Origin of the sequence: Sphingomonas sp. ATCC 31555 (assembly GCF_000282895.1) — a bacterium.
Taxonomy (GTDB): Bacteria; Pseudomonadota; Alphaproteobacteria; order Sphingomonadales; family Sphingomonadaceae; genus Sphingomonas.
In genome coordinates, this window is record NZ_ALBQ01000021.1 from 1 (window position 1) to 22760 (window position 22760).

Annotated in this window: 21 protein-coding genes and 1 tRNA gene; 12 read left to right on the plus strand and 10 right to left on the minus strand. The window is 66.1% G+C overall.

Features of this window, described 5'->3' with window-relative positions:
• Positions 1–123 precede the first annotated feature (123 nt).
• On the plus strand, positions 124–1725 hold the full coding sequence (locus tag B215_RS0110970) for a carboxyl transferase domain-containing protein (protein WP_019369694.1): 1602 nt from the start codon (positions 124–126) through the stop codon (positions 1723–1725).
• Between the two features lie 224 nt (positions 1726–1949).
• On the opposite strand, the gene B215_RS20020 is transcribed toward B215_RS0110970, so the two are convergent.
• Entirely contained in the window at positions 1950–2321 is a 372-nt protein-coding gene (locus tag B215_RS20020) for an endonuclease domain-containing protein (protein ID WP_050990171.1), read from the minus strand.
• Positions 2322–2421: 100 nt separating this feature from the next.
• Here B215_RS20020 and B215_RS0110980 point away from each other — a divergent pair, with 100 nt between their 5' ends.
• Genes B215_RS0110980 through B215_RS0110990 form a run of 3 tightly spaced genes read left to right on the plus strand, consistent with a single transcriptional unit; the run spans position 2422 to position 5182 of the window.
• On the plus strand, positions 2422–2949 hold the full coding sequence (locus B215_RS0110980; RefSeq protein ID WP_019369696.1) for a nuclear transport factor 2 family protein: 528 nt from the start codon (positions 2422–2424) through the stop codon (positions 2947–2949).
• Entirely contained in the window at positions 2946–3257 is a 312-nt protein-coding gene (locus tag B215_RS0110985) for a DUF3088 family protein (protein ID WP_026009167.1), read from the plus strand. The genes B215_RS0110980 and B215_RS0110985 overlap by 4 nt, the downstream gene beginning before the upstream one ends.
• On the plus strand, positions 3254–5182 hold the full coding sequence (locus B215_RS0110990; protein ID WP_019369698.1) for an acetyl-CoA carboxylase biotin carboxylase subunit: 1929 nt from the start codon (positions 3254–3256) through the stop codon (positions 5180–5182). Before B215_RS0110985 ends, B215_RS0110990 begins: the two co-directional genes overlap by 4 nt.
• Before the next feature lie 90 nt (positions 5183–5272).
• Here B215_RS0110990 and B215_RS0110995 read toward each other — a convergent pair.
• Positions 5273–5359, minus strand: a tRNA-Leu gene (locus B215_RS0110995).
• A 145-nt stretch (positions 5360–5504) separates the two neighbouring features.
• Between B215_RS0110995 and B215_RS0111000 the strand changes: the two genes are divergently transcribed.
• The 5 genes from B215_RS0111000 to gltB all read left to right on the plus strand — a co-directional run bounded on the left by B215_RS0111000 (position 5505) and on the right by gltB (position 14192).
• Entirely contained in the window at positions 5505–6440 is a 936-nt protein-coding gene (locus tag B215_RS0111000; protein ID WP_019369699.1) for a complex I NDUFA9 subunit family protein, read from the plus strand.
• Between the two features lie 70 nt (positions 6441–6510).
• A complete protein-coding gene (locus B215_RS0111005) occupies positions 6511–7317 on the plus strand; it encodes an undecaprenyl-diphosphate phosphatase (RefSeq protein ID WP_019369700.1) in 807 nt (268 codons plus the stop codon).
• A 122-nt stretch (positions 7318–7439) separates the two neighbouring features.
• Positions 7440–8906 carry an NAD(P)-dependent oxidoreductase gene (locus B215_RS0111010; protein WP_019369701.1) on the plus strand — a complete coding sequence of 489 codons (1467 nt, stop codon included), beginning with the start codon at positions 7440–7442 and terminating at the stop codon, positions 8904–8906.
• On the plus strand, positions 8903–9625 hold the full coding sequence (locus B215_RS0111015; RefSeq protein ID WP_019369702.1) for a DUF2059 domain-containing protein: 723 nt from the start codon (positions 8903–8905) through the stop codon (positions 9623–9625). The genes B215_RS0111010 and B215_RS0111015 overlap by 4 nt, the downstream gene beginning before the upstream one ends.
• A gap of 46 nt (positions 9626–9671) precedes the next feature.
• The gene (gene gltB / locus B215_RS0111020) at positions 9672–14192 is read left to right on the plus strand and encodes a glutamate synthase large subunit (protein ID WP_019369703.1); all 4521 of its coding nucleotides are present in this window, start codon (positions 9672–9674) and stop codon (positions 14190–14192) included.
• A gap of 76 nt (positions 14193–14268) precedes the next feature.
• On the opposite strand, the gene B215_RS0111025 is transcribed toward gltB, so the two are convergent.
• Together B215_RS0111025 and B215_RS0111030 are read right to left on the minus strand one after the other, a co-directional pair.
• Complete coding sequence (locus B215_RS0111025; protein WP_019369704.1) at positions 14269–14658, minus strand: type II toxin-antitoxin system VapC family toxin; 390 nt, start codon at positions 14656–14658, stop codon at positions 14269–14271.
• Positions 14655–14927 (minus strand): type II toxin-antitoxin system VapB family antitoxin, encoded by a 273-nt coding sequence (locus B215_RS0111030; RefSeq protein ID WP_019369705.1) that lies wholly within the window; start codon positions 14925–14927, stop codon positions 14655–14657. The genes B215_RS0111025 and B215_RS0111030 overlap by 4 nt, the downstream gene beginning before the upstream one ends.
• A 99-nt stretch (positions 14928–15026) precedes the next feature.
• On the opposite strand from B215_RS0111030, the gene B215_RS0111035 reads away from it, so the two are divergent.
• A complete protein-coding gene (locus B215_RS0111035; protein ID WP_019369706.1) occupies positions 15027–15698 on the plus strand; it encodes a glutathione S-transferase family protein in 672 nt (223 codons plus the stop codon).
• 54 nt (positions 15699–15752) lie between these two features.
• Entirely contained in the window at positions 15753–16367 is a 615-nt protein-coding gene (locus B215_RS0111040) for a YbhB/YbcL family Raf kinase inhibitor-like protein (RefSeq protein WP_019369707.1), read from the plus strand.
• Positions 16368–16387: 20 nt separating this feature from the next.
• Here the strand turns inward: B215_RS0111040 and B215_RS0111045 are convergent, their stop codons facing one another.
• The 5 genes from B215_RS0111045 to B215_RS0111070 all read right to left on the minus strand — a co-directional run bounded on the left by B215_RS0111045 (position 16388) and on the right by B215_RS0111070 (position 20712).
• A complete protein-coding gene (locus B215_RS0111045) occupies positions 16388–17245 on the minus strand; it encodes a glucose 1-dehydrogenase (RefSeq protein ID WP_026009168.1) in 858 nt (285 codons plus the stop codon).
• Between the two features lie 95 nt (positions 17246–17340).
• Entirely contained in the window at positions 17341–17463 is a 123-nt protein-coding gene (locus B215_RS22000; protein ID WP_269083850.1) for a hypothetical protein, read from the minus strand.
• A gap of 270 nt (positions 17464–17733) precedes the next feature.
• Positions 17734–18804 carry a sensor domain-containing diguanylate cyclase gene (locus B215_RS0111060; protein ID WP_019369711.1) on the minus strand — a complete coding sequence of 357 codons (1071 nt, stop codon included), beginning with the start codon at positions 18802–18804 and terminating at the stop codon, positions 17734–17736.
• Positions 18805–19053: 249 nt separating this feature from the next.
• Positions 19054–19587 carry a peroxiredoxin gene (locus B215_RS0111065; RefSeq protein ID WP_019369712.1) on the minus strand — a complete coding sequence of 178 codons (534 nt, stop codon included), beginning with the start codon at positions 19585–19587 and terminating at the stop codon, positions 19054–19056.
• A 57-nt stretch (positions 19588–19644) separates the two neighbouring features.
• Positions 19645–20712 carry a phospholipase A gene (locus B215_RS0111070; protein ID WP_236704563.1) on the minus strand — a complete coding sequence of 356 codons (1068 nt, stop codon included), beginning with the start codon at positions 20710–20712 and terminating at the stop codon, positions 19645–19647.
• Positions 20713–20776: 64 nt separating this feature from the next.
• Here B215_RS0111070 and hisN point away from each other — a divergent pair, with 64 nt between their 5' ends.
• Positions 20777–21559, plus strand: coding sequence for a histidinol-phosphatase (gene hisN, locus B215_RS0111075; RefSeq protein WP_019369714.1), 783 nt, complete (start codon positions 20777–20779; stop codon positions 21557–21559).
• Between the two features lie 42 nt (positions 21560–21601).
• Here hisN and B215_RS0111080 read toward each other — a convergent pair whose 3' ends face one another.
• Positions 21602–22717, minus strand: coding sequence for a GDSL-type esterase/lipase family protein (locus tag B215_RS0111080; RefSeq protein ID WP_019369715.1), 1116 nt, complete (start codon positions 22715–22717; stop codon positions 21602–21604).
• Between the last annotated feature and the right edge of the window lie 43 nt (positions 22718–22760).

Genomic DNA, 22760 nt, shown 5'->3' on the forward strand with positions numbered 1-22760 from the left:
CGCGCCGCGAGGCGCGGAACTCGTTCGAAGGGCAGGATCCCGCCGCGTGCCGCGGCGGCCCCTCCACCATGTGCTGCGCACATGGTCCCCCTCCCCGTACCGGGGAGGAATGAAGGTAGCAGTATGACCGCCCCCATCCTCCCCACCGCCGTCAACCCCGACAGCGACCAATTCCGCGCCCAGGCCGCGCACCACCGCGCGCTGGCCGAGAAGCTCCGCGCCGACGTGGCGCTTGCCGCGCTCGGCGGCAGCGAGTCCGCCCGCGCCAAGCATGTCGCGCGCGGCAAGCTGCTCCCGCGCGAGCGCGTGGAACGGCTGCTCGATCCGGGCAGCCCCTTCCTCGAGATCGGCCAGCTCGCGGCCTGCGACCTCTATGACGGCGAAGTCCCCGGCGCGGGGGTGATCGCCGGCATCGGCCGCGTCTCCGGCCGCATGGTCATGATCGTCTGCAACGACGCCACCGTTAAGGGCGGCACCTATTATCCGATGACGGTGAAGAAGCATCTCCGCGCGCAGGAGATCGCCGAGGCCAACCGCCTGCCCTGCATCTATCTGGTCGACAGCGGCGGCGCCAACCTGCCGCACCAGGCCGAGGTGTTCCCCGACAAGGACCATTTCGGCCGCATCTTCTTCAACCAGGCCAACATGTCCGCGCAGGGCATCCCGCAGATCGCCTGCGTGATGGGCAGTTGCACCGCGGGCGGCGCGTACGTGCCCGCCATGTCCGACGAGAGCGTGATCGTCCGCAACCAGGGCACGATCTTCCTCGCCGGCCCGCCGCTGGTGAAGGCGGCGACCGGCGAGGAAATCAGCGCCGAGGATCTGGGCGGCGGCGACCTCCATGCCCGCCGCTCGGGCGTGGTCGATCACCTGGCCGAGAATGACGAGCATGCGCTGACCATCGTCCGCGACATCGTCAGCCACCTCCCCGCCGACCGCATTCCCGATGTCGCGCTCAAGGATCCGCGCCCGCCGAAATATGCGGCCGAGGAGCTGTACGGCATCCTCCCCGCCGACGTCCGCGCACCGTACGATGTGCACGAGGTCATCGCCCGGCTGGTCGACGGCTCGGAATTCCACGAATTCAAGGCGCTGTACGGCAGCTCGCTGGTGTGCGGCTTTGCCCATATCTGGGGCATGCCGGTGGCGATCCTCGCCAATAACGGCGTGCTGTTCTCGGAGAGCGCGCAGAAGGGCGCGCATTTCATCGAACTCGCCTGCCAGCGCCGCATTCCCCTGCTCTTCCTCCAGAACATCTCCGGCTTCATGGTCGGCGGCAAGTACGAGGCGGAGGGCATCGCGAAGCACGGCGCCAAGCTGGTGACGGCGGTGGCGACGGCAAGCGTGCCGAAGCTCACCATCCTGATCGGCGGCAGCTTCGGCGCGGGCAATTACGGCATGTGCGGCCGCGCCTATTCGCCGCGCTTCCTGTTCAGCTGGCCGAACAGCCGGATCAGCGTGATGGGCGGCGAGCAGGCGGCGAGCGTGCTGGCGACGGTCCACCGCGATGCCGCGAGCTGGTCCCCGGAGGAAGCCGAGGCGTTCAAGGCGCCGATCCGCCAGAAATACGAGGATGAGGGCAATCCCTGGCACGCCACCGCGCGGCTGTGGGACGACGGCATCATCGATCCGGCGCAGACCCGCGACGTGCTCGGCCTGGCGCTGGCGGCAACGCTCAACGCGCCGATCCCTGAGCGGCCGCAGTTCGGCGTGTTCCGGATGTGAGCGAAGGTTCGCTTCCCTTCGTTGCACTGGTGCCTCGCGCCCGGCGTTCGCGCTTCGCGCGCCCCTCCACCATGCTGCGCATGGTCCCCCTCCCCCAGCAAGCTGGGGGAGGAATGCACTTCACCGAGATCCTCCCCCAGCCCTGCTGGGGGAGGGGGACCGCCGGCCGCAGGCCGGTGGTGGCGGGGCCGGCGCCGCAGGCGACGGAAAGCGCTCCGCCCGCCCTACGCGCCGTTTATCTTCCTGCGCCGCTCGGCCACGGCTTCGCCGATACCGACCAGAACACCCTCAAGGTTGTTCAACACCTCTGCTGCGGGCACGCGCAGCGTCACCACGCCCTGCGCCAAGAGCCAAGCATCCCGTCGCGCATCCGCTACGGGCGCATTGCCACGCGCATGCATTTCGCCATCGACTTCGACACACAGCCGTGCCGCATCGCAGTAGAAGTCGAGCACGTACGGCCCGGCAGGATGCTGCTTGCGCCACCGCTCGCAGGCCTGACCGCGCAGTTGCTGCCAAAGCAGCACCTCGGGCAACGACATTTCCCGCCGCAGGCGCCTCGCTCGACGATACGATCTGCCGTTGCCCTTGAGCATCGCTGTCCCCGTTCGCGCTTCGCGCGCCCCTCCACCATGCTACGCATGGTCCCCCTCCCCCAGCAAGCTGGGGGAGGATCTTATCGCTGAAGGCTGAATCATGCTCCTCACCCTCCTCGCCCTCACCCTGACCCCGCAGACCGCCGGCCTGCCGCCGCCTGCCGCCAACCCCACGCACAGCACGCCCTCTCCGACCAAGCTGCCGCCCGCCAACCCGCTCGCTCCGCCCGACGGCAGCGACGAGCGCGCCGTGCTCGCGACGGTCGACAGGCTGCTGGGCGGGATCAACACGCGCGACGCCGCGGCGATCGGCGCCGTCCTCCACCCGAGCGCAAGTGCAACGATCGTCACCGAAGCCGTCGGTGGACCCAGCACCGTCCGCACGCTGACGAACGCCGAGCTGCTCGCCCGCTTCCAGCCCGGCCCCGAGACGTTCGACGAGCGCATCTCCGGTCCCGCGGTCGAGATCGACGGCGATCTCGCGATGGTCTGGGCGCCCTATGTGTTCCGGCTGAACGGCAAGGTGCATCACTGCGGCACCGATCACTTCAGCCTGGTGCGCGAGAACGGCGCCTGGAAGATCGCCAGCCTAGCCTGGACCTCGCGCACCACGGGGTGCCCGGCATGAACCGCGACACGCTGTTCGTCCTCGACACCGACTGGGCCGACCCGGCCTATGGCGGCGCGCGCCGCTTCTACTGCAAGGACTGCATCACGGTGGAGGGGCTGCTCGCCGCCTTCCCCGAGCGCGCCGCGAACATCGAGGTCGTCCGCGTCGCCTGGCCCCGCCCGCGCGCGGCGGTGGTGGCGCGGCTCGGCGCGGACAACCAGAACCTCCCCGCGCTCGCCTTTGCCGAGGGCGGCTTCGCCAACGACATTGAGGGCGTGCTCGCCGCGCTCCACACCCGCCACGGCTTTCCGGAGCGCCACCCGTGATCCAGTCCCTGCTCATCGCCAATCGCGGCGAAATCGCCTGCCGCATCATCCGCACCGCCCGCGCGATGGGTTTGCGCACGATCGCGGTCTATTCGGACGCCGACTCGAACGCGCTGCACGTCCGCCAGGCCGATGAGGCCGTGCATATCGGCCCCTCCCCTGCGCGCGAAAGCTATCTGGTGGCTGAGAAGATCATCGCCGCGGCCAAGGCAACCGGCGCCGAGGCGATCCACCCCGGCTATGGCTTCCTCTCCGAGAATGCCGAGTTCGCCGAGGCGGTGCTCGCCGCCGGGCTGGTCTGGGTCGGGCCGAAGCCGGACAGCATCCGCGCGATGGGCCTCAAGGACGCCGCGAAGGCGCGGATGATCGCGGCGGGCGTGCCGGTCACCCCCGGCTATCTCGGCGAGGACCAGAGTCCCGAGCGGCTCCAGGCCGAGGCCGATGCGATCGGCTATCCGGTGCTGATCAAGGCGGTGGCGGGCGGCGGCGGCAAGGGCATGCGGCGGGTGGAAAGCGCCGCCCAGTTCGCCGATGCGCTCGCCAGCTGCAAGCGCGAGGCCGCCTCCTCGTTCGGCGACGACCGCGTGCTGCTGGAGAAGTACATCCTCTCGCCCCGCCACATCGAAGTGCAGGTGTTCGGCGACACGCATGGCAATGTCGTCCACCTGTTCGAGCGCGACTGCTCGCTCCAGCGGCGCCACCAGAAGGTGATCGAGGAAGCCCCGGCCCCCGGCATGGACGCTGAGACCCGCGAAGCGATCTGCGCAGCGGCCGTACGCGCGGCTAGGGCGGTCGACTATGTCGGCGCAGGCACCATCGAGTTCATCGCCGATGCGAGCGAAGGTCTGCGCGCAGACCGGATCTGGTTCATGGAAATGAACACCAGGCTCCAGGTGGAGCATCCGGTGACCGAGGAAATCACCGGGCAGGATCTGGTCGAATGGCAGCTGCGGGTGGCGAGCGGCGAGCCCCTGCCCAAGCGGCAGGACGAGTTGGCGATCAACGGCTGGGCGATGGAAGCACGGCTCTATGCGGAGGATCCGGCCAAGGGGTTCCTGCCGAGCGTGGGGCGGCTGGAGATTTTCCGCCCGTCGTCGGACGTCCGCTATGAAACGGGCGTGCACGAAGGTGCCGAGATCACCGGTTTTTACGATCCGATGATCGCCAAGATCGTGGTGCATGCCGACAGCCGCGTCGAAGCCTGCGAGGCGCTCGCCCAAGCCTGCGCCGCGACCGACATCTTCCCCGTCAAGACCAACGCGCCGTTCCTTTGGCGGGCGCTGGATGACGCGGATTTCCGAGCAGCGCGCATCAACACCGGCTTCATCGCCGAGAAAGGCGACGTCCTGCTGCCCCCGGCCGAGCCGACCGACGACATGATCACGCAGGCTGCCGCCGCGCTGGTCGTCCAGGAATATCGGGGCGAACCCACCATGCTGCACGGCTGGGACGACGATCTGCTGGAAGCGCCGCAGCCGAATCCGTGGCGCGGTGCCCTGGGATTCCGCTTGAATGCCGCACCGAACCGCCGTGTCGCGGTGGCTGTCGACGGAAAGGTCCATATTACCGAACTGCCGGCCAACTGGCGGACGGCCACGGTCATCGCCGAGCCGGTGACCGACGGGATCGCGGTGAACGATGACGGCCTATCGTTCCTCGCATCGCTGGCACGCGTCGGTCCGACGAGCGGAACCGCCCCCGCCGACGGCGCCCTGCTCGCCCCCATGCCGGGCCGTATCACGGCAGTGGATGTCGCTCCCGGCGCACAGGTCACCAAGGGTCAGCGGCTGGTCACGCTGGAGGCGATGAAGATGGAACATGCGCTCACCGCGCCCTTCGACGGCACCGTTGCCGAGCTTCCGGTCGAAGTCGGTGCGCAGGTGCAGGTGGATGCGCTTGTGGTGCGGATCGAGCCACGCGAATAAGCCGGATCGCCGTATGATCAAGGCCGTCACCGTTTGGGTGTGCCGCCATGCGGGCTTATGATGCAGGATTTTACCCCCCTAGGGGGGAAGTGGTGCCCAGAAGAGGACTCGAACCTCCACGACCTTGCGATCGCCAGCACCTGAAGCTGGTGCGTCTACCAATTCCGCCATCTGGGCACGGGGTAGGCCGGCGCCTCTAGGGGAGGTTTGCAGGGGCTGTCAACGACCTTTTGTGAAAAATGTTGGACTTCGTGCGGCGCTTGCCGTTTAGCCCTTCACACGGCATTGGGGCCGCAGGTTCGCGCATGCAGTGAGGCGATAGATGAAGGACAGGCTGGTAACCCTGATCGGCGGTGGGGGCTTTCTGGGCCGCTACGTGGCGCAGGAGCTGCTGAGCGCCGGCGCGCGCGTCCGTCTGGTCGAGCGCAAGCCACGCGACGCGTGGTTCCTCAGGACGCAGGGCGGGCTCGGCCAGACCCAGTTCGTCGTGGGTGACGTCACCAAGCCCGAAACGCTCGCCCGTGCGCTGCAGGGTAGCGATGCGGTGGTGAACTTCGTCGGCATTCTGTCGGGCGATTTCGACAAGGTCCACGTCCAGGGCGCGCGCAACGTGGCCGAAGCCGCAAAGGCAGCAGGGGCCAGCGCGCTGGTCCACATCTCGGCGCTCGGTGCCGATACCGGTTCGCCTTCCGCTTACGGGCGCAGCAAGGCCGCCGGCGAGCAGTCCGTGCTCGCCGCCTTCCCGGGTGCTACCATCCTGCGTCCCTCGATTGTGTTCGGCCGCGAGGACGCGTTCGTGAACCGCTTTGCCGGCATGATCGCGGGTGCGCCGCTGGGCGTGGTGCCCGTGGTGCGGGGTGAGACGCGGTTCCAGCCGGTCTTCGTAGCCGATGTCGCACAGGCCGTTGCCGCCGCCCTGGCGGATCCGGCCGCGCACGGCGGCAAGACCTATGCGCTGGGCGGCCCCGATGTGCTAAGCATGACCGCGCTGATGCGCTGGATCGCTGGTGCGATCGGGCGCAAGCCGCACTTCATCGAACTGCCGGATTCGCTCTCCGGGCTGATCGCGTCGCTGCCCGGCACCCCGATCACGCGCGATCAGTTCGCGATGCTGCAGGCGGATAATGTTGTGCCGGCGGGCGCCGAGGGCCTTGCGGCGCTGGGCATCACGCCCACGCCGATGGCGACGGTGGCGCCCACCTGGCTGGTGCGTTTCCGCCAGGCGGGTCGCTTCAGCCGCTTCCGCACCGCCGCCTGACCCCGCACTCCGGCCGGGCGGCGCCCTTCCCGGGGGCCGCGTGGCGCGAAACCCCCGAAGGAGCCTCCCCATGACCACGCTGCTGGTGGCGATCCTGCTCGGCATCGTCGAAGGCGTCACCGAATTCCTGCCCGTCTCCTCCACCGGGCATCTGATCCTCGCCAGCGAACTGATGGGCTATGATTCGGCACGGTGGGCGATGTTCAACGTCGTCATCCAGCTCGGCGCGATCCTGGCGGTGGTGGTGCTCTACTGGCGCACCTTCTGGGCGGTGATGGAGGGTCTTCTGAAGCTCAATCCGGTGTCGATCCGGTTCGTGCGCAATCTGCTGATCGCGTTCATTCCCGCGGCGGTGATCGGACTGGTGCTGCACCGGCATATCGAGGCGCTGCTGGGTGCGCCCAAGGTGGTGGCCTGGGCGCTGATCGTCGGCGGCGTGGCGATCCTCATCATCGAGCGGCTCGTCAAGTCCGCCACGATCCACGGCATTGCAGAGATCCCGCTGCTGCGGGTGATCGGGATCGGCTTTGTCCAGTGCCTGGCCATGGTACCGGGCGTCAGCCGCTCGGGTGCCACGATCATGGGTGCGCTGTCGCTGGGCGTCGAGCGGCGCACCGCAGCCGAGTTCAGCTTCTTCCTGGCCATCCCGACGATGCTGGGCGCTACTGCGCTTGAGCTGCTGAAGAATCATGAGATGCTGGTGACGAGCGGCGTAGGTTGGGGAGAGATCGGAATCGGCTTCGTGGTTTCGTTCGTCGTCGCGCTTGCCGTGATCAAGTGGTTCGTTGGCATCGTAAGCAAACATGGCTTCACGCCGTTCGCGTGGTATAGGATTGTTGCTGGCGCGACCGCGCTGATTTGGCTTTCCGTTCGATAGGACCGTTCCGGGCCTATTTGGCTGAAAATCTTTAGCCTGATTGAGCCTTTTTGATGTTCTAACGTCATATAGGTCAGCACTGCTGTCTTTATCGTTGCGCCGCTCTCCTGTACGGGGGCGGCATGGCTGACGATCCCATGCTCAAATTCGTCGGACGCCCCCAGGCGTATCCGGCCAAGCGCCCCGCCCAGCTGCGTGCGGAAGACTTTCGCGAGATCGCGGAGCGCTATGCGGTGCCGGATGCGGAGGCGCAGGCCGGCCGCTGCAGTCAGTGCGGCGTGCCCTATTGTTCGGTGCACTGCCCGCTGCACAATCATATCCCGGATTGGCTGCGCCTGACTGCAGAGGGGCGGTTGCGCGAGGCCTATCAGCTTTCCAACAGCACCTCGACCATGCCGGAGATTTGCGGTCGCATCTGCCCGCAGGATCGGCTGTGCGAAGGCAATTGCGTGATCGAATTCTCCGGCCACGGCTCGGTGACGATCGGCTCGGTCGAGAAGTTCATCACCGACACCGCTTGGGCCGAAGGCTGGGTGGAACCGGTGCAGGTCGGGCGTGATCGCGGCCAGTCGGTCGGCATCATCGGTGCGGGGCCCGCGGGTCTTGCTGCCGCCGAGTATCTGCGTGGCTATGGCTATGAGGTCCATGTCTACGATCGCTACGATCGCTCGGGCGGGCTGCTCACCTATGGCATTCCCGGCTTCAAGCTGGAGAAGGACGTGGTGATGCGCCGCGTCGCGCGGCTGGAGGAAGGCGGCATTGTCTTCCACCGCAATTTCGAAGTCGGCCGCGACGCGAGTCTCGGCGAGCTCCGCCAGCGCCACGATTCGATCCTGGTCGCCACCGGCGTGTACAAGGCGCGTGCGATCAAGGCGCCGGGCGTCGGCGCCAAGGGCGTGGTCGACGCGCTCGACTATCTGACCGCGTCCAACCGCAAGAATTTCGGCGACGCCGTGCAGGCCTATGACGATGGCAGCCTCAACGCGCTCGGCAAGCATGTCGTGGTCGTCGGTGGTGGCGACACCGCGATGGACTGCGTCCGCACCGCGATCCGCCAGGGTGCGGCCTCGGTGAAGTGCCTTTATCGCCGCGACCGGGCGAACATGCCGGGTTCGCAGCGCGAAGTAGCCAATGCCGAGGAAGAAGGCGTCGAGTTCGTCTGGCTCTCCGCGCCGGAAGCGTTCGAAGGCACCGAGCAGGTGACCGGCGTCCGCGCCTCCAAGATGCGCCTCGGCGCGCCGGATGCATCCGGCCGCCGCGCGCCGGAAGTCGATCCGGGCGGGGCGCTGCAGATGCCGGCCGATCTCGTCATCAAGGCGCTGGGTTTCGAGCCCGAGGACCTGCCCAAGCTGTTCGGCGCCGAGGAACTGGGCGTCACCCGCTGGGGCACGCTGCGCACCGACGGCAAGACGATGATGACCAGCATGGATGGCGTGTTCGCCGCCGGCGACATCGTCCGCGGCGCGAGCCTCGTCGTCTGGGCGATCCGTGACGGCCGCGACGTGGCGGCGCATATGCACGCGTGGATGAAGGCACGCGCCATGGCCCCTGCCGCCAAGGCAGCCATTCGCGAGGAGAGCCTGGCATGAAGATCCTCGTCAACGCACTGCTGCTCGCCGTCGCCAGCCCCGCACTGGCGCAGACCCAGTCTGCGCCGCCGGCACCCGCCGCCGCGCCAGATCCTGCCCGCCTCGCTGTCGCGCGGGAACTTGCCGACAAGCTGGTGCCGCAGGGCATGTACCAGCGGATGATGGGCGAAAATTTCAGCCGGATGATGGAATCGATGGTCGGTTCAGCCGGCGACATCCCCGTTCGCGACTTCGCGCAGATCGGCGGCCTTTCCGAGCAGGATGTGTCGCGGCTTGGCAAGACGACGCTGGGCGAAGTGATGGCGATTTACGATCCGCATTGGCAGGAGCGCCAGCAGCGGATGATGCGGGCCATGATGGGCGAGATGGGCAAGTTAATGTCCACGCTGGAGCCGAAGGTACGCGTGGCGCTCGCGCGTGCCTATGCGCGCGAATATAGCCTGCCCGAGCTGCAGGATCTGCAGCGCTTCTTCGCCACGCCGGCCGGCAGCCATTATGCGCGCAGTTCGATGGAACTGATGATGGGGCCGGACATGGCGCAGACGATGGGTGAAGCAATGCCGGAGATCATGAAGCAGATGCCGGCGCTTATCCAGACGGCGCAGACCAGCACCAAGGATCTGCCGCCGCCGCGTAAACCGGCCGACCTGACTCCGGACGAACGTGAGAAGATTGTGAAGCTGCTGGGCGCCAAGTCCGGCCAGCCCGCCAAGAAGTAAGCATCGCCGCCCGTTAGGGCCGCGCGCACGAAGATCGAGGAAGACCATGGACGACATCAAGCTGGCTGCCGAGCGCGAGCGCCTCGCCCGCGAGGGCATGTACCGCCCCGAATATGAAGGCGATGCCTGTGGCGTGGGCATGGTCGCGGCGACCGACGGCCAGTCGTCGCGCCGCGTTGTCCAGTCGGCGATCGATGCGCTGAAGGCGGTGTGGCACCGCGGCGCCGTGGATGCGGACGGCAAGACCGGCGACGGCGCCGGCATCCATGTCGATCTCCCCTTACGCTTTTTCGACGAGCAGATCGTCGGCAGCGGCCACCGCGTGCTGCCGAACCGACTCGCCGTCGGCATGATCTTCCTGCCGCGCACCGACTTGGGCGCGCAGGAGACCTGCCGCACCATCGTCGAGAGCGAGATCATCGAGGCGGGCTACACCATCTATGGCTGGCGCCAGGTGCCGGTCGACGTCTCGGTCATCGGCATGAAGGCGCAGGCGACGCGCCCCGAGATCGAGCAGATCATGATCGCCGGGCCGCAGCCCGACGCGATGGACGCGGCCGAGTTCGAGCGTCAGCTCTATCTGATCCGCCGCCGTATCGAAAAGCGGGTGATCGCGGCGCAGGTCGGCGGCTTCTACATCTGCTCGCTGTCGTGCCGCTCGATCATCTACAAGGGGCTGTTCCTCGCGGAGTCGCTGTCCGATTTCTATCCGGACCTCAAGGATACGCGCTTCGAGAGCCGCGTCGCGATCTTCCACCAGCGCTATTCCACCAACACTTTTCCGCAATGGTGGCTGGCGCAGCCGTTCCGCTGCCTGGCGCATAACGGCGAGATCAACACGATCCGCGGCAACCAGAACTGGATGCGCAGCCACGAGATCAAGATGGCGAGCATCGCGTTCGGCGAGCAGAGCGAGGACATCAAGCCGGTGATCCCGGCCGGCGCGTCGGACACCGCCGCGCTCGACGCCGTGTTCGAGGCGATCTGCCGCTCGGGCCGCGACGCGCCTACCGCCAAGCTGATGCTGGTGCCGGAGGCCTGGCAGCAGGACGAGGATACGCCGCCGGCGCACGCCGCGATGTACCAGTATCTCGCCTCGGTGATGGAGCCGTGGGACGGCCCCGCCGCGTTGGCGATGACCGATGGCCGATGGGCGGTGGCGGGCATGGACCGCAATGCGCTGCGTCCGCTGCGCTATACCCAGACCTCGGACGGGCTGCTGATCGTCGGCTCCGAAACCGGCATGGTGCCGGTGCCGGAGGCGAACGTCGTCGCCAAGGGCCGGCTGGGGCCGGGCGAGATGATCGCGGTAGACCTGGACGAGGGCAAGCTGCTCCACGACCGTGCGATCAAGGATCAGATCGCCGGCGAGGCAGACTATGCCTCGATGGTGAAGGGGTTCCTGTCGGTCGACGATCTGCCGGCCGCGCCTGCCGAGGCCTATTATGAGCGCGCCGAGCTGTCGCGTCGTCAGGTCGCCGCCGGGCAGACGCTGGAGGACATGGAACTGATCCTGGCGCCGATGGTCGAAAGCTCCAAGGAAGCGATCGGCTCGATGGGCGATGACACGCCGCTGGCGGTGATCTCGTTCAAGTCGCGGCTGATCAGCCAGTTCTTCCGGCAGAATTTCAGTCAGGTGACCAACCCACCGATCGACCCGTTGCGCGAGCGCTACGTGATGTCGCTCAAGACGCGGTTCGGCAACCTCGCCAACATCCTTGATACCGAGGGCGCGGGCAGTCCCGTACTGGTGCTGGAGAGCCCGGTGCTCACCAATGCCGATTGGCACCGCTTGCGCGCGCATTTCGGGGCGAACGCGGCGGAGATCGACTGCACCTTCGCGGCGGACGGCGATCCGGAATCGCTCAAGGCAGCGATCAAGCGTATCCGCCACGAGGCCGAGCAGGCGGTCCGCGCCGGCTGCACCGAATTGTTCCTCACCGACGAGCATAGCGGGCCCGACAAGGTCGCGATTGCCGGCGTCCTGGCCGCGGCGGCTGTGCACACGCACCTCGTCCGGCGCGGCCTGCGCTCCTATGCGAGCGTCAACGTTCGCACGGCGGAGTGCCTCGACACGCATTATTATGCGGTGCTGATCGGCGTCGGCGCGACCACGGTAAACGCCTATCTTGCCGAAGCTGCGATTGCAGATCGCCATGCGCGCGGCCTGTTCGGCGACCTCAGCCTGTCCGACTGCCTGAAGCGCCACCGCAAGGCGATCGACGAGGGGCTGCTCAAGATTCTGTCGAAGATGGGCATCGCGGTGATCAGTTCCTATCGCGGCGGCTACAATTTCGAAGCCGTGGGCCTCAGCCGCGCGCTGGTGAACGATCTGTTCCCCGGTATGCCCGCCAAGATCTCGGGCGAAGGCTATGCCTCGCTCCACCTCTCGGCGATGATGCGCCACGAGGCGGCCTATGATGCGGGCGTCGCGACGCTGCCGGTCGGCGGCTTCTACCGCCAGCGCGCGGGCGGCGAGGCGCATGCCTATTCGGCGCAGCTGATGCACCAGCTGCAGACCGCGGTGTCGAACGACAGCTATTCGAGCTACCTCGCCTTCTCGCGCGGGGTGCGCGATCTGCCGCCGGTCTATCTACGCGATCTGCTCGAGTTCAACTTCCCCGAAACGGGCGTGCCGATCGACCAAGTCGAGGCGATCACCGAGATCCGCAAGCGCTTCGTCACGCCCGGCATGTCACTCGGCGCGCTCAGCCCCGAGGCGCACGAGACGCTCGCCATCGCGATGAACCGGATCGGCGCCCGCGCCGTCTCGGGCGAGGGCGGCGAGGATTCGGCGCGCTACACGCCCTATGAGAATGGCGACAACGCCAACTCCTCGATCAAGCAGGTCGCCTCGGGTCGGTTCGGCGTGACGGCGGAATATCTCAACGCCTGCGACGAGATTGAGATCAAGGTCGCCCAGGGGGCGAAGCCCGGCGAGGGCGGGCAGCTGCCCGGCTTCAAGGTCACCGAGTTCATCGCCAAGCTGCGCCATGCAACGCCGGGCGTGACGCTGATCTCGCCGCCGCCGCACCACGACATCTATTCGATCGAGGATCTGGCGCAGCTGATCTACGATCTCAAGCAGATCAATCCGCGCGCGCGGGTGTGCGTGAAGCTGGTGAGTTCCGCCGGCATCGGCACGGTCGCGGCTGGCGTCGCGAAGGCGCATGCAGACGTGATCCTCGTCGCTGGTCACACCGGGGGTACTGGCGCGTCGCCGTTCACTTCGATCAAATATGCCGGCACCCCTTGGGAGATGGGCCTGTCGGAAGTGAACCAGACGCTGACGCTCAATGGTCTGCGCGGTCGCATCAAGCTGCGCACCGATGGCGGGCTCAAGACCGGGCGGGACATCGTCATCGCCGCGATCCTCGGCGCTGAGGAATTCGGCATCGGCACGCTGAGCCTGGTCGCGATGGGCTGCATCATGGTGCGCCAGTGCCATTCGAACACCTGCCCGGTGGGCGTCTGCACCCAGGACGAGAAGCTGCGCGCCAAGTTCGTCGGCACGCCGGAAAAGGTCATCAACCTGATGACCTTCATCGCCGAGGAAGTGCGCGAGATCCTCGCCAAGCTCGGCTTCAAGAGCCTGGACGAAGTGATCGGGCGTACCGAGTTGCTCCGCCAAGTCAGCCGCGGCGCCGAGCATCTCGACGATCTCGACCTCAACCCGATCCTCGCCAAGGTGGATGCGGACGATGCCGAGCGGCGCTTCAGCCTCAGCACCTTCCGCAACGCCGTGCCGGACAGCCTCGACGCACAGATGATCAAGGATGCCGCACCCGTGTTCGCACGCGGCGAGAAGATGCAGCTCACCTATTCGGTGCGTAATACGCACCGCGCGGTGGGCACGCGGCTCTCGTCCGAGGTGACCAACAAGTTCGGCATGTCGACGCTGCAGGATGGGCACGTCCATGTCCGGCTGCGCGGCTCGGCTGGCCAGTCGCTCGGGGCATTCCTGTGCAAGGGCATCACGCTCGAAGTTTTCGGCGACGCCAACGACTATGTGGGCAAGGGCCTCTCGGGCGGCGTGATCGTGGTGCGACCGATGGTCAGCTCGCCGATCGAATCGTGGAACAACACGATTATCGGCAACACCGTGCTCTACGGCGCGACCTCGGGCCGACTGTTCGCGGCCGGCCAGGCGGGCGAGCGCTTTGCGGTGCGCAACTCGGGCGCTGACGTGGTGGTCGAGGGCTGCGGCGCGAACGGGTGCGAATACATGACCGGCGGCACCGCCGTGGTGCTGGGCCGCGTCGGCATGAACTTCGGCGCGGGCATGACCGGCGGCATGGCGTTCGTCTATGATGTCGACGGCAGTTTCGAGCGCCACGCCAATCCGGAGAACATCACCTGGAACCGGCTGGCCTCCAGCCATTGGGAAACCAAGCTCCGGGCGCTGGTCGAGGCGCATGCCGAGGAGACCGACAGCAAATGGTCGAAGGGCCTGCTGGAGGACTGGGACCGCGAAGTCGGCAAGTTCTGGCAGGTGGTGCCGAAGGAAATGCTGACCCGGCTGCCGCATCCGCTCAACGATACCGTCGAGGCGGTGGCGGCAGAGTGATGGGATGGAGGTGGGGACCGTTCCCCACCTTCGTCATCCCGGCTTTCACCGCGATGATAGACGTAAGCAGGCTGCGCTAATCAAGGGCAGAGTCGATGTCGGTTTGGCGGAAGTCATTGCCTTTGAAGAGTAAAGGGCACTCAGCCAAGGCAGCCACGGCATAGGCCATGCAGTCGCCATAGTTCAGGCGCGCTGGCCGCCCGCTGAAGCGGCCCAGCGCGTTGGCGGCGAGAACGGCATGCGCCTGCGTCCATGGCACGACTTCAATTGTTGGCAGGTGCAGCAAGCGCCATGCGCTCGGCAGAAAATCCTCACCTTTCTGACGTGAGACTACCAGTTCGAACTCAAAAACAGTTGGAGCTCCGATTAGAACTCGATCGGGGCTTGCCATCGCGCGAAGAAACGCCTCGGCTTCGGCCTCCTCCTGCAGGATTGCCATCAGCGCGGAGGTATCGACCGCTATCACTTCGGCAGGCCGTTCTTATCGTAGAGGATCGCATCTGGGTCACGCATATCGAGCGTAGGCAGCGCAGCGTAAGCCTGGCGCACCTCGTTAACAACGGAACGATATACCGTCAGCCGCTGCTCCGCGTCCGGATCGGTGACCGGCTCGCCGCTGCGCCGAAGTGCCTCCGTAACCGCCATCCGGATCGCCGTGGTATAGCTCACCCCCTTGGCGCGCGCGTAGCGGCGGACCAGCCGGTCGGTCTCTTCGTCTTTGATGCTGAGCGCCATGGTGCGGCTCCGTTCTAGAATGCCGATCAAAATATAGAATTGCGACCCGCGCTACAACGAGTCTTCCCCGGCCCATTTCCGCTGCTTATGGCTTTGCCCATGTGGCAGCTCCTTCAATTCCCGCTCTGTCCCTTCTCGCGCAAGGTCCGGCTCCTGCTGGGCGAGAAGGGCATTGCCTATGAACCGGTACGCGAATCGCCCTGGCTGCGTCGCGACGAGTTTCTCGACCTCAATCCCACCGGCCAGACCCCGGTGATGATCGATGCCGAGCGCCATGTGACGCTGATCGACTCGACCGTGATCTGCGAATTCTTCGAAGAGACCGTCAGCAAGAACGCACTGCTCAACGGGTCTGCAGTCGACCGCGCCGAGATACGCCGGCTGGTCGTGTGGTTCGATAACAACTTCTACAGTGACATCACGGCGCCGCTTCTCCACGAGCGAATGATCAAGCGCATCGTCTATCGCCAGCCACCCGATGCGAAGGCCTTGCGCGATGCGATGAAGGCAGCGGTCGGCCATCTGGATTATATCGATTATCTGCTCGACCACCGCACCTGGCTGGCCGGGGCGACGATGAGCCTGGCCGACATTACCGCCGCAGCGCAGATTTCTGTCGCCGATTATCTGGGCGGGATCGATTGGAAGAGCCACGAACTCGCCAAGCGCTGGTATATCGGAATGAAGAGCCGCCCCAGCTTCCGTGTACTGCTCGCCGAACGCATGGAAGGGATCACGCCCCCCGCGGATTACGAAAAGCTTGACCTGTAACGCGGGATAATCGCGGGCGGCGGCGCGTTTGACGGACAAACGGGAGAGACCGCGATGCTCGAACATGTACCGCATTGGCTGGGAAGCGCACTGAAGGGGCTGCGCGCGGGGGCCGGCAAGCTGGCGATCGTCCAGCCCGAACTCGGCAGCTTTGACGTGCTGCATCTCGCCAGTCCTGCCTTTGCCAATGGCGCCCGCTTGCCGGAGCGATTCACTGCGGACGGCGAGGGCGTCTCGCCGCCTCTGTTTTGGAGCGATGTGCCCGAAGGCACCGCATGCCTCGCGCTGATCGTCGAGGATCCCGATGCGCCGGCGCCGCAGCCGCTGGTCCATGCCGTGGTCTGGGGCCTTCCGGTCGATGGAGACCTGAAGGAAGGCGCAATCCGGGCCGATGGCGCCGGCGACGCCGAGGGCAAGGATGTCGGCCGGAACAGCTATCTCGGCGAAGGCTGGCTGCCGCCCGATCCGCCGACCGGCCATGGCCCGCACAACTATGCCTTCCAGCTGTTTGCATTGGGGGCCGGCTGCGAGATCGGCGACAATCCCGGCCGCAGCGCGCTGCTGCGCGCCATGGCCGGGCATGTGATCGCCGCCGGGCTGCTGACCGGCGTTTATTCACGCGGGGAGCCAGCCCCGACCGGCCTGGTCGGGGAGATCGCGCCGGTCTGATCCAGACCGGCGCGGCGCATTCAGCCGTTCACGATGGTCCCGCCATTGGGATGGAGTACCTGACCGGACATGTAGCTCGAGTCCTCGCATGCGAGGAAAAGGAAGGCGGGCGCGACTTCGTTCGGCTGACCTGGGCGTCCCATAGGCACGCTTTCGCCGAAATGTTCGAGCTTCTCGGGCGAGGCGCCGCCGCTGGGATTCAGCGGTGTCCAAATCGGTCCAGGCGCGACGGCGTTCACGCGAATGCCCTTCTCGATGAGGTTCATCGAGAGGCTGCGCGTGAAGGCGGTAATCGCACCCTTTGTCGAGCTATAGTCGAGCAGTTCGGGTTCGCCCTGGTACATGGTGACCGACGTGCAGTTCACGATGGCAGCGCCCTGCTTCAGATGCGGTGCCGCGGCCTGCACCAGGAAGAACATGCCAAAAATATTCGTCTGGAAGGTGCGGCGAAGCTGCTCCTCGGTGATGTCGGTGATATCCTTGTCCGGATGCTGCTCGCCGGCATTGTTCACTAGGATGTCGATACGGCCGAACTCCTCGATCACCTGGCGCACGGCCTGGTCACAGAAGCTCTTGTCCCCGACATCGCCTGCGATCGTCAGCGCGCGGCGGCCTTCGGCGCGGACGATTTCGGCCGTGTCCTCCGCGTCGGCATGCTCGTTCAGGTAGACGATCGCGACATCGGCACCTTCCCGGGCGTATAGCGCGGCGACGGCACGGCCAATGCCGCTATCGGCGCCGGTGACGATGGCGACCTTGTCCTTCAGCCGGTTCGACCCCGGATAACGCGGCTGCCATTCGGGCTTGGGATCCAGCGTGCGCTCCTCGCCGGGCAGCGCATCTTCGTGGATTCGTTCTATGGTAAGATCGTCGGGCATCGGCACGGCTCCTGCAGCTTTATGGAGGGTGCCGGAAAAACCGGTGGGGCAGGGCAAGGGTTCCTGCGATGGGGCCGCCGGAGCGGCCACCGGGTTCAGCCGATGAGGCTGGAACCCTGGAGGCCGCTGCCCAGGATCAAAACGGCGGTGATCGCGAACGATATCATGCCGATCATGATGTCGCGTACCATGCGGAGCGTCTCCTGCTGTGCGAGCATCATGCGATCGGAAGGATCGGCGTGGATACCGCAAGCAGAACCGCGGTGAAAAGCAGCGCGCCCGTGGTGGCGAGGGTGCGGTGAAAGGCTTCGATACGAAACGTCATGGTAGTTACTCCCTGAAGGCGGCGTCCGGACCATCCAGTGCCAATGCCGCTATCTTTGCAGGGACCGTGCCAATTATCTAAGATATTGATTTGAATGCGATATCGCTTCGAGGCGATTTCTCAAATGGTATAATTCACTAGGCTTCTGCGTGAAAATTACCAACTATCGTGATTTTTCACGCATGTCCGCGCCGCCTACCTGCACCATATTCCTCCCAGCGCTTTTGGCGGCGTAGAGCAGGCGATCCGCACGATGAAAAGCGGTCTGGTGCATCTCGCCCGGCGTCACCAGCGTAAGTCCGGCCGAGAAGGTGATCTCCCCCAAGGGGGCGTCCGTATCGCGCAGCTTGTAGCGCTTCGCCTGCACCGTGCCGCGGGCGTGGTCCAGCGTCTGCCGGGCTCGATCCAGCGAGATGTTGGTGAACAGCACGGCGAATTCTTCGCCGCCATAGCGTGTCACCAGATGGCCGCGGCAGCTGTGGCGCAGCGCATCGGCAATGGCCTTGAGCACTCGATCGCCCACCGCATGGCCAAACCGATCGTTCACCGACTTGAAGTGATCGATGTCGCAAACCGCCAGACACATCCGGCCGCCTGCACCTTCCTGCGCGGCGAAGGCTTCTTCGAAGGCGCGGCGGTTGGGCAGCTGGGTCAGCGGATCGCGCCGCGCGTTTTCGCGCGCTTCTTCCAGCTTCTCGCGGAGATCCTTGGCCTCACGTGTCGTAGTTTCCAGCTTCTCTTCCGCAATCCGGATGCGCTCCAGCATCGCGGCGGTAATGCGGACGACGTCGTCGTTCTGCGAAGGCTCGCCCGCCGCTGCAGACATCGCTTCGGCGCTGGCCGCCAGATCCCGTCCGAAATCGGCGGTTTCGGCGCGCATCGCCGTGACCATGTCGGCAAAGCCTTCGACCTGCATCTGCGTTCGTGCGACTAGACCCTCGGCCCGTTCCTTCACGTCGACGGGTGCCTCGGCCGGTTGTGCTGTGTCTGCCGGCTGGAAGTCCGCATTCAGGGTCAGGATATCGCGTGGAGTAAGCCGCACGCCGCCTTCGGTGATCATCTCCACTGCACGGGCGAGCGGCCCTTCGGGATCCGTGAACAGGCGATGGACGAAGGCATAATGGGTCGGGCTCGGCGGCAGCCGCTGATCCATCAAGAACTCGCCGATGCGTTCGAACAGCCTCCGGCCGTCTTCCTGCTCTGCCTCCGAATGAACGGCACGCGCGATGCGCATACGCTCCAAATCCCCCGTGCGAAGTCACGGCATGTATGGCCGCTATATGGCCCGTGGTAAGTAGAGGAAGAGTGCTAAAATCTGGTTGTTGCGGGGATGCCTTGTTTCGGCGTCAGCGCCAGACGGCGCCGATCTGCTGAAACAAAGCCCCTGTTTTTCAACGCGCTGCTCGGCCAGCGCCTCCTCCCGCCGCATCCAATAATAATTGCGGCGGGAGTGGACAGGATCACCGGCCAAGCGCTGCGGCGATCAGTGGCGATGCGACTCGTGATATTTTTGGACCGCGGCGAGCGTCTGGCGGATGTGATCGGCGGGGTTCGGATCCGAATGGACGAACAGAACCTTCCCGTCGGGCGCGATCACATAGCTGGTGCGCTTCGTGTACTTGGCGTTCTGCATCAGCACGTCATAGCCCTTGGCGACTTCCGGCGTGGCGGCTGCGACGGCGAACTTGCCCGCACAATATTGGCTCGAGAATTTTTCCAGCTGATCGACGTTGCCGGCCGTCATCCCGATCACGGTGGCGCCTGCCTTGGTGAAATCGTCGAGCGATTCGGCAAAGGCATGGGCTTCGGCGTTGCAGCCCGAAGTGAAGGCGGCGGGGAAGAAGTACAGCACCACCGGGCCCTTCTTCAGCGCAGCCTTCAGGTCGACGGTGATCGGCTTGCCGGCAACCGCGCCCTTGGCGGTGAACATGGGTGCCTTGGCGGCGGGTGCCAGCTCGGCGCCGGCCGGCATGGCCAGCGGCAGGGCGAGGGCGGCGAGGGCGAGCTTCAGGCGCATGACATTCCTCCCATAAGTCGGTGTGGGTCGATCTCTACGCCGCCCTGCGCTGCACCGCTAGCGGGTGAAGGCGATCCCCAGCCGGGCATGCGTGGTGCGGACGTTATAGCGGTCTAGCGCCTCGCCATAACCGGTGAATGCCTGTCCGAAGAGGTAGATGCCAAGCCCCCCGCCGATGCGGGTGAGCGGATAGGAGACGAACAGCTCGCCCGCCCCGCGACCCGTACGAACATTGCCGCGCCCGGTCACGGCGATCTTGATCCCGTCCTTCTGCTGGATCGCGGCGGTGAGCGCGGTATAGCCGAAATAATCCTTCATGTCCTGGAAGGTGCCGCTGCTGCCGACATAGACCCAGGCCTGCGGCGCCAAGTCGATTCGCCAGTCCTCGCCCAGATCGAACCGCTTTTCGGCGCGCAGGAAGATGCGGTTGATGTCCACTGAGTCGGTTTCGCCACGCCCGTTCGAATCATGCCGCCAGCCGAGCGCCACGCGCGTCGTTTCGTCATAGGGGATGTCGGCATAAAGTTCGGGGCTGTAATTGGTCGAACGGAACGGACCGGAAGGCTCGCTGAGCGCCCAGAACATAGTCTGGGTATAGGCGAAGCGCAGATGGCCGAGCTGCAGCGGTGCATCTTCCGCGAAGGGGCGCACCGCAAAACTCACCTGCAGCTTGCCGCCGGCATCCTTCAGCCCGAAGGCGCCATAGACCGGCTCATGCGGTTCAAACCGCTCGAGAAAGCCCGCGGAGCTGCCCGTCGAACTTTGCACCACGGTTTCCTGTGGCGGAACCTCTGCGGCCTGGTGGCGGACAGCAGGGGGTAACGCAAGCCCGGCAATGCCTACCGGCACATAGCGGGCCTTTGCGAAGCCTCGCGCCGCAATCGTCGGCACCGGTCCGGGCGTTCGTTCCAGCACGAGCCGCGTACCGTCCGTCGCCGTCACTTCGATCTGGCGCGGCCCGGCATCGGCGATCGGCGCGTCGGTTTCGTTGACGAGGAACACGTCCACGCCGCGCAACGCCGCCTGTTCGGAAGCGGGCTGGGCCGGCACCGCCCGAATCTGCGCACGGGCAGCGGGAACGGCAATCAGGAATCCAAGCAGGGGAAGCGCGGCCATCAAACGCATGTCGTGCGAAGTGGCAGGCGTTTGTGACCTTGGCGAGTCAATTTCGGCCTTGTAGGGCACGGACATGCCCGTTTCCCAGCACGATATCGCCCTCGCTGCGCGCCTCGCCGATGCCGCCGGCGCCGCCATCCGCCCCTATTTCCGTGCCGAGCATGGCGTGGAGGCAAAGGAAGACCAGTCTCCCGTCACGCTGGCCGATCGCGCTGGCGAAGAGGCGATGCGCAAGCTGCTCATCGCAGAGCGTCCGATGGACGGGATCATTGGCGAGGAATTCGGCATCCGCGAAGGCACGAGCGGCCGGCAATGGGTACTCGATCCGATCGACGGCACCCGCGCTTTCATCGCCGGTCGGCCGGTGTTCGGCACGCTGATTGCCTTGGTGGAGGATGGCTGGCCGGTGTTGGGCATCATCGATCAGCCGATCATCGGCGAACGCTGGCTCGGCGTGACCGGGCGGCAGACGCTGTTCAACGGCAAGCCCGCCAGCACGCGCATCTGCCGCGAACTGAACCAGGCGATCCTCGGCACCACCTCGCCGGCGCTGTTCGACGATTCGCAACTCCACGCCTTCGAGCATCTCGATGCCAAGGTAATGAGCACGGTGCTCGGCGGCGATTGCTACAATTATGGCTGCGTCGCGAGCGGCTGGCTCGACATCGTCGTCGAAGCTGGGCTGAAGCTGCACGATTTCGCCGCGCTGGTACCGGTGATCGAAGGCGCGGGCGGGCGGATGTGCGATTGGCAGGGCGATCCGCTCCACGCCGGCAGCAAGGGCGAAGTGATCGCCGCCGGCGATCCGGCGCGGATCGACGACATTTTGGAGGCAATGGCCTGCGAGGGCCATTGAGCCGCGCTGCTGAAAGGCAGCGGGGAGGGCAGCGCTTCGCTGCTAGCGCCCCGCCCAGAATTCCGGATGCGCATCAATCTCGTGGATCAGCCAGGCGGCGATGCGGCGATGCTCCTCCAGCCCATAATGGCCGTGGCACGCCGTTGCCCGGAACGCGCCGGCCGGAAAAGGCAGGAACAGTACATCCCGTGCGCCGGCCGTTCGCGCGGCATCGCTGATACGGGCTTCGGCGGCGCGTAGCCGGGCCTGCTCCTCGGGCGGTGCGCTGCGGCCGTCGAACCACCACAGGAGGAACACTGCACCCGGGTAGCGGGCGTGGAGGCGGGCCAGGAAGCGCCCATATCGGGTCGCATAGTCGCCAAGCAGCGCGTCCATGCTGGGCCAGCGCGTGTCGGGGCGGAAGCCGATGAAATCCGCCTGCAGCTTCAGCATCACGATCTGCGGCTGCCATGTCGGGTCCGCATAGGGTTCGGGCTCGGCGGGCATCGACCTCGGCCAGATCCGTTCCATTCCGTCGCGCTGGTCTCCGGCGCCCAAGCCCCGCATGAGCCCCAGGCCGGACACCGCATTGACCTGATAATCCGCCCCGTAATGGCGTGCGGCCAGCGCAGCGAACGCATTGGGCGTATCGGTGGTGGCACGTACCTGTTCGGGCGAACAGGCGCGTCCGGGCGAGCGCGCGCCATAGCCGGTCATCGACGAGTCGCCGATGAACTCGATCTGGCGGCGGCGTGGCGGAGGTGCAGGTAGCACGCGGCCCGGCGCGACGAAGAAGCCGCCGAACCATGCCGGCTGCGCGCTTTCGGTTACCTTGTCCAGGCGGATCCGGTGTGCACCGCCGCCCAGACCGGCGAACGTAACACCGCGCGTGCCCGGGCGGTCGATCGTCTGTGGTGGGCTCCCGTCGATGGACGCGCGATAGGCATTGGTGGCGTCATCGAAGCGCAACGACACGCGGTCTCCGCGGAATGCGGCTTCGAAATAAACGCCAGGCCATTGGTGGCGAAAGCCGCCCAGCTTGCGCTCCACTCGGCCCCCCGCCTGCACCGGCAAGGCCGACATCCCGGCGAATGCAGCGGCATCGGCGACGGTGCGCTGCACCGGGCGGCTGTCGCTCGTCGCGGCAAGCGCAAGGGCAAGGACGGTCAGGCGCAGCATCGGCGCAAACTGTGCGCCGCGCTCTCGCACGGAGGCAAGGGCG

Coding starts and splice junctions, on each gene's coding strand:
- B215_RS0111010 (WP_019369701.1), top strand. CDS start 7,440: ATGGCTGACGATCCCATGCTCAAATTCGTCGGACGCCCCCAGGCGTAT.
- hisN (WP_019369714.1), top strand. CDS start 20,777: ATGCCCGTTTCCCAGCACGATATCGCCCTCGCTGCGCGCCTCGCCGAT.
- B215_RS20020 (WP_050990171.1), bottom strand. CDS start 2,321: ATGCTCAAGGGCAACGGCAGATCGTATCGTCGAGCGAGGCGCCTGCGG.
- B215_RS0111070 (WP_236704563.1), bottom strand. CDS start 20,712: ATGCGTTTGATGGCCGCGCTTCCCCTGCTTGGATTCCTGATTGCCGTT.
- B215_RS0111065 (WP_019369712.1), bottom strand. CDS start 19,587: ATGCGCCTGAAGCTCGCCCTCGCCGCCCTCGCCCTGCCGCTGGCCATG.
- B215_RS22000 (WP_269083850.1), bottom strand. CDS start 17,463: ATGCTCGCACAGCAGGAGACGCTCCGCATGGTACGCGACATCATGATC.
- B215_RS0110985 (WP_026009167.1), top strand. CDS start 2,946: ATGAACCGCGACACGCTGTTCGTCCTCGACACCGACTGGGCCGACCCG.
- B215_RS0110980 (WP_019369696.1), top strand. CDS start 2,422: ATGCTCCTCACCCTCCTCGCCCTCACCCTGACCCCGCAGACCGCCGGC.
- B215_RS0111005 (WP_019369700.1), top strand. CDS start 6,511: ATGACCACGCTGCTGGTGGCGATCCTGCTCGGCATCGTCGAAGGCGTC.
- B215_RS0110970 (WP_019369694.1), top strand. CDS start 124: ATGACCGCCCCCATCCTCCCCACCGCCGTCAACCCCGACAGCGACCAA.
- B215_RS0111030 (WP_019369705.1), bottom strand. CDS start 14,927: ATGGCGCTCAGCATCAAAGACGAAGAGACCGACCGGCTGGTCCGCCGC.
- B215_RS0111015 (WP_019369702.1), top strand. CDS start 8,903: ATGAAGATCCTCGTCAACGCACTGCTGCTCGCCGTCGCCAGCCCCGCA.
- B215_RS0111000 (WP_019369699.1), top strand. CDS start 5,505: ATGAAGGACAGGCTGGTAACCCTGATCGGCGGTGGGGGCTTTCTGGGC.
- B215_RS0111035 (WP_019369706.1), top strand. CDS start 15,027: ATGTGGCAGCTCCTTCAATTCCCGCTCTGTCCCTTCTCGCGCAAGGTC.
- B215_RS0111040 (WP_019369707.1), top strand. CDS start 15,753: ATGCTCGAACATGTACCGCATTGGCTGGGAAGCGCACTGAAGGGGCTG.
- B215_RS0111080 (WP_019369715.1), bottom strand. CDS start 22,717: ATGCTGCGCCTGACCGTCCTTGCCCTTGCGCTTGCCGCGACGAGCGAC.
- B215_RS0111060 (WP_019369711.1), bottom strand. CDS start 18,804: ATGCGCATCGCGCGTGCCGTTCATTCGGAGGCAGAGCAGGAAGACGGC.
- B215_RS0111045 (WP_026009168.1), bottom strand. CDS start 17,245: ATGCCCGACGATCTTACCATAGAACGAATCCACGAAGATGCGCTGCCC.
- gltB (WP_019369703.1), top strand. CDS start 9,672: ATGGACGACATCAAGCTGGCTGCCGAGCGCGAGCGCCTCGCCCGCGAG.